General features: G+C 53.0%; 4 protein-coding genes. All 4 read left to right on the top strand.

What is annotated here, in order from left to right; genetic code table 11:
* Positions 1 to 275: 275 nt before the first annotated feature.
* Positions 276 to 1214 carry a malate dehydrogenase gene (gene mdh / locus ACZAHD_RS22315; RefSeq protein WP_008806678.1) on the top strand — a complete coding sequence of 313 codons (939 nt, stop codon included), beginning with the start codon at positions 276 to 278 and terminating at the stop codon, positions 1212 to 1214.
* Positions 1215 to 1345: 131 nt separating this feature from the next.
* Positions 1346 to 1975, top strand: coding sequence for a GntR family transcriptional regulator (locus tag ACZAHD_RS22310; RefSeq protein WP_008806677.1), 630 nt, complete (start codon positions 1346 to 1348; stop codon positions 1973 to 1975).
* The gene (locus ACZAHD_RS22305) at positions 1962 to 2627 is read left to right on the top strand and encodes a GntR family transcriptional regulator (protein WP_008806676.1); all 666 of its coding nucleotides are present in this window, start codon (positions 1962 to 1964) and stop codon (positions 2625 to 2627) included. The genes ACZAHD_RS22310 and ACZAHD_RS22305 overlap by 14 nt, the downstream gene beginning before the upstream one ends.
* 211 nt (positions 2628 to 2838) lie before the next feature.
* A partial coding sequence (locus ACZAHD_RS22300) for an SLC13 family permease (protein WP_462458675.1) occupies positions 2839 to 3820 on the top strand: 982 nt, incomplete at its 3' end.

Raw genomic sequence — 3820 nt, 5'->3', positions numbered from 1 at the left:
TCACATCACAACGCTTAAAGCCATGTAAAAGTAAATGAAATGTTATTGAGTTGGTGTTGTTTTGCGCAACTGGCTGGGTGTATTGTAACCAACAGTCGATCCGGTACTTCGCTTTGCTGGATGGTCAGTCAGGAAGCATAAAGTGCGCCGCTGTTCTATTGCTACGCACAATAATGCATTCTTCAGCCATAATCATTGTAATTGTTCATCTTGTGAATTAAGGTCCAGGCGACGGAATAACGAAAGACTAAATTAACCATAATAAGGAGTTTAGGATGAAAGTTGCAGTCCTTGGCGCCGCCGGTGGTATCGGCCAGGCGCTTGCCCTACTACTTAAGACCCAACTGCCTTCAGGTTCAGAGCTCTCGTTGTACGACATCGCTCCGGTTACGCCGGGCGTGGCGGTAGATCTAAGTCATATCCCCACAGATGTAAAAATTAAAGGATTTTCCGGTGAAGATGCTACCCCGGCGCTGGAAGGCGCTGATGTGGTGCTGATCTCCGCGGGCGTAGCGCGTAAGCCCGGCATGGATCGTTCCGACCTGTTTAATGTGAATGCCGGCATCGTTAAGAACCTGGTGCAGCAGATTGCCAAAACCTGCCCACAGGCCTGCATCGGTGTTATCACCAACCCGGTGAATACCACCGTGGCTATCGCCGCCGAAGTGCTGAAAAAAGCCGGCGTGTACGATAAAAACAAGCTGTTCGGCGTCACCACGCTGGACATTATCCGCTCCAATACCTTTGTCGCTGAGCTGAAAGGTAAATCGGCAACCGAGGTGGAAGTCCCGGTCATTGGTGGTCACTCCGGCGTCACCATTCTGCCATTATTGTCGCAGATCCCGGGCGTCAGCTTCAGCGATCAGGAAGTGGCCGATCTGACTAAACGCATTCAAAATGCCGGTACCGAAGTCGTGGAAGCGAAAGCGGGCGGTGGGTCGGCGACGTTGTCGATGGGTCAGGCGGCTGCGCGCTTTGGTCTCTCTCTGGTTCGCGCGATGCAGGGAGAGAAAGGTGTGGTGGAGTGCGCCTACGTGGAAGGCGACGGCCACTATGCGCGTTTCTTCTCCCAGCCGCTGCTGCTGGGAAAAAACGGCGTGGAAGAGCGACAGTCTATCGGCAAACTCAGCGCCTTTGAGCAGCAGGCGCTGGAAGGCATGCTGGACACCCTGAAGAAAGATATCGCGCTCGGCGAAGACTTCGTCAACAAGTAACCTCGCACGTGCAAAAAAGCCGGAACCGTTGTTCCGGCTTTTTATTGCCTCACTTTTCGCCTCCATGCGCCAGCGGTCGGGCAAATCTGCTAAAATCCCCCGCGTTTTAAGCCACCAGCCATGAGGACAGCGTGAAAAAGATCGAAAGAAAACAGACCCGGGACCAAATCGCGCAGATGATTCGTTATCAGATCCTCTCCGGCGCCATGAAACCCGGGGAGGAACTGACTCAGGAGAACATCGCGGAACAATTGGGACTTTCACGTATGCCGGTTAGGGAAGCGCTACAGTCCCTTGAACAGGAAGGATTTCTGGTGCGCTTGCCTAACCGACATATGCAGGTCTCCACGCTGGCCGTCGAGGATGTGAGCCATATTTTTCGCGTTATCGCGGTGATGGCTGCTGAACTGTTTGCCCTCGTGCCGGCAAATCAGGGGGAATTACTTCGCGCGCGCGCGCAGGAGCTGGCGCGTGCTGGCGATAATGCCGGTGAACTGGCGTTTCATCAGTTGCTGATTTCCTATCTTGATAACCGCTATCTGGCAAAGGCGTATCAGCAATTTTTGGACGGTTATATTTCCTATGTCATTCTGTACCTGAAAGAGGATGGCCAGGAGTCGGCGCAGATCCTGAACGAACTGGCGAGCGCCATTGGCCATGGCGAAGGCGAAAAAATTGCTCAGGCAACACAGCGTTATTTCCTTATGCTTGCGGAGATAATGCGTCAACATATGAAGGATTGGGAAAGTGCAGAAGCCTAAATTAGGGAAAATTAAGCTTCTTTCCGCGAAGGAGCAGGTGGCGGCGGTTTTGCGTAAAGCGATCCTTTCGCGGGATTTAGTGGAAGGGCAGGAAATTACCCTTGAAGGGATTGCCAAAATGGTTGGCGTTTCCAGCATGCCGGTACGTGAAGCGTTTCAGATTTTAGCCGCCGATGGTCTGATTCAAGTGCGGCCGAATAAAGGTGCGGTGGTGCTGGGGATTAATGAGCAGACTATCCGCGAGCATTACGAAATTCGCGCTGTACTGGAAAGTGAAGCGGTGGCGAAAGCTTCTCGTCCAGGGACCGATATTTCACGCATCGCTCAGGTTCACTATGCCGCAGAGAAGGCGCTGGCAGACAATAATTCTGCTGAATATTCCGACCTGAACCAGGCCTTCCACATGGAGATCTGGAACGCGGCGGGAAATGAAAAAATGAAGATGCTGCTCTGCAACATGTGGAACGGACTGTCGATGGGGCACAAGGTGACCGAAGAAGAGTACGCCGTCATTTCCCTCCGTGAACATAAAGCGATCTTACAAGCGCTTGAGCAGCATAACGAAGCGCTGGCCCGTCAGCGAATGCATGAGCATATCATCCGCTCGATGGAGAATATGCTCACGCGTTACCTGCCCGATCCTGCTCCCTGACCGGATCGATCGCCAGCGAATAGCTGGCGTTTGTTATATTTATCAACGTTATTAATTCCTCAACGTGACGATCTGCGCAGGATCTTGATGTAGATCTCATTGCGCGATCATTCCACAAAAACGCATTGACTTACTTTTTGCATGGGAATAATTTCTCCCTCATCAATATTGGATACAATATCATATATCATTGATAGGAAGAATTATAAGTATGGAACCGATTACCATCACCCTATGTTTGCTGGTGTTCGCTATCGTCATGTTCGTCTGGGAGAAAGTGCCGCTGGCAGTGACTTCCATGGTGGTTTGTGTGGCGTTAGTGGTCACTGGCGTATTGGATCTGAAGCAGGCCTTTGCCGGTTTTATCGACAGCAATGTCATTCTTTTTGTCGCCATGTTCGTCGTCGGCGGGGCGTTATTTGAAACCGGGATGGCCAATAAAGTCGGCGGGGTGATCACTCACTTCGCCAAAACCGAAAAACAGCTGATTTTCACCATCATGGTGGTGGTCGGCGTGATGTCGGGCTTTCTTTCCAACACCGGTACGGCGGCGGTGCTGATCCCGGTCGTCATTGGCGTGGCCGCCAAATCGGGGTTTTCCCGCTCGCGTCTGCTGATGCCGCTGGTGTTTGCTGCCGCGTTGGGCGGCAACCTGTCGCTGATTGGCGCCCCGGGCAACCTGATCGCGCAATCGGCCTTACAGAACATCGGCAGCGGCTTCGGTTTCTTTGAGTATGCGAAAGTGGGTCTACCGATGCTGGTCTGCGGCATCCTCTATTTCCTGACCATCGGCTATAAGTTTTTGCCCAATAATCCAAACAGCGGGGAAGTGGGCAGCGTCGGCGAACAGCGGGATTACAGCCACGTTCCACGCTGGAAGCAGATCCTGTCCCTGGTGGTGTTGATCGCCACGATCCTCGGCATGATTTTCGAAAAACAGACCGGCATTAGCCTGGCGGTGGCCGGCTGTATCGGTGCCCTGGTGCTGGTGGTTACCGGGGTGCTGACGGAAAAGCAAGCTTACAAAGCCATTGATTCACAGACTATTTTTATCTTCGGCGGCACTCTGGCGCTGGCAAAGGCGCTGGAAATGACCGGGGCGGGCAAGCTGGTGGCTGACCAGGTTATCGGTCTGCTGGGCAACAACTCCTCGCCGTTCATGCTGCTGGTGGTGGTCTTTGCCCTCTCCGTGG

The sequence above is a fragment of the Raoultella sp. genome (assembly GCF_039594335.1).
Taxonomy (GTDB): domain Bacteria; phylum Pseudomonadota; class Gammaproteobacteria; order Enterobacterales; family Enterobacteriaceae; genus Klebsiella.
Note: the sequence above shows the minus strand (reverse complement) of the source record. Positions and strands in the feature narration are given on the sequence as shown.

Bases quoted from the DNA above. Each gene is read 5' to 3' on its own strand.
- mdh (WP_008806678.1), top strand. From the start codon at position 276: ATGAAAGTTGCAGTCCTTGGCGCCGCCGGTGGTATCGGCCAGGCGCTT.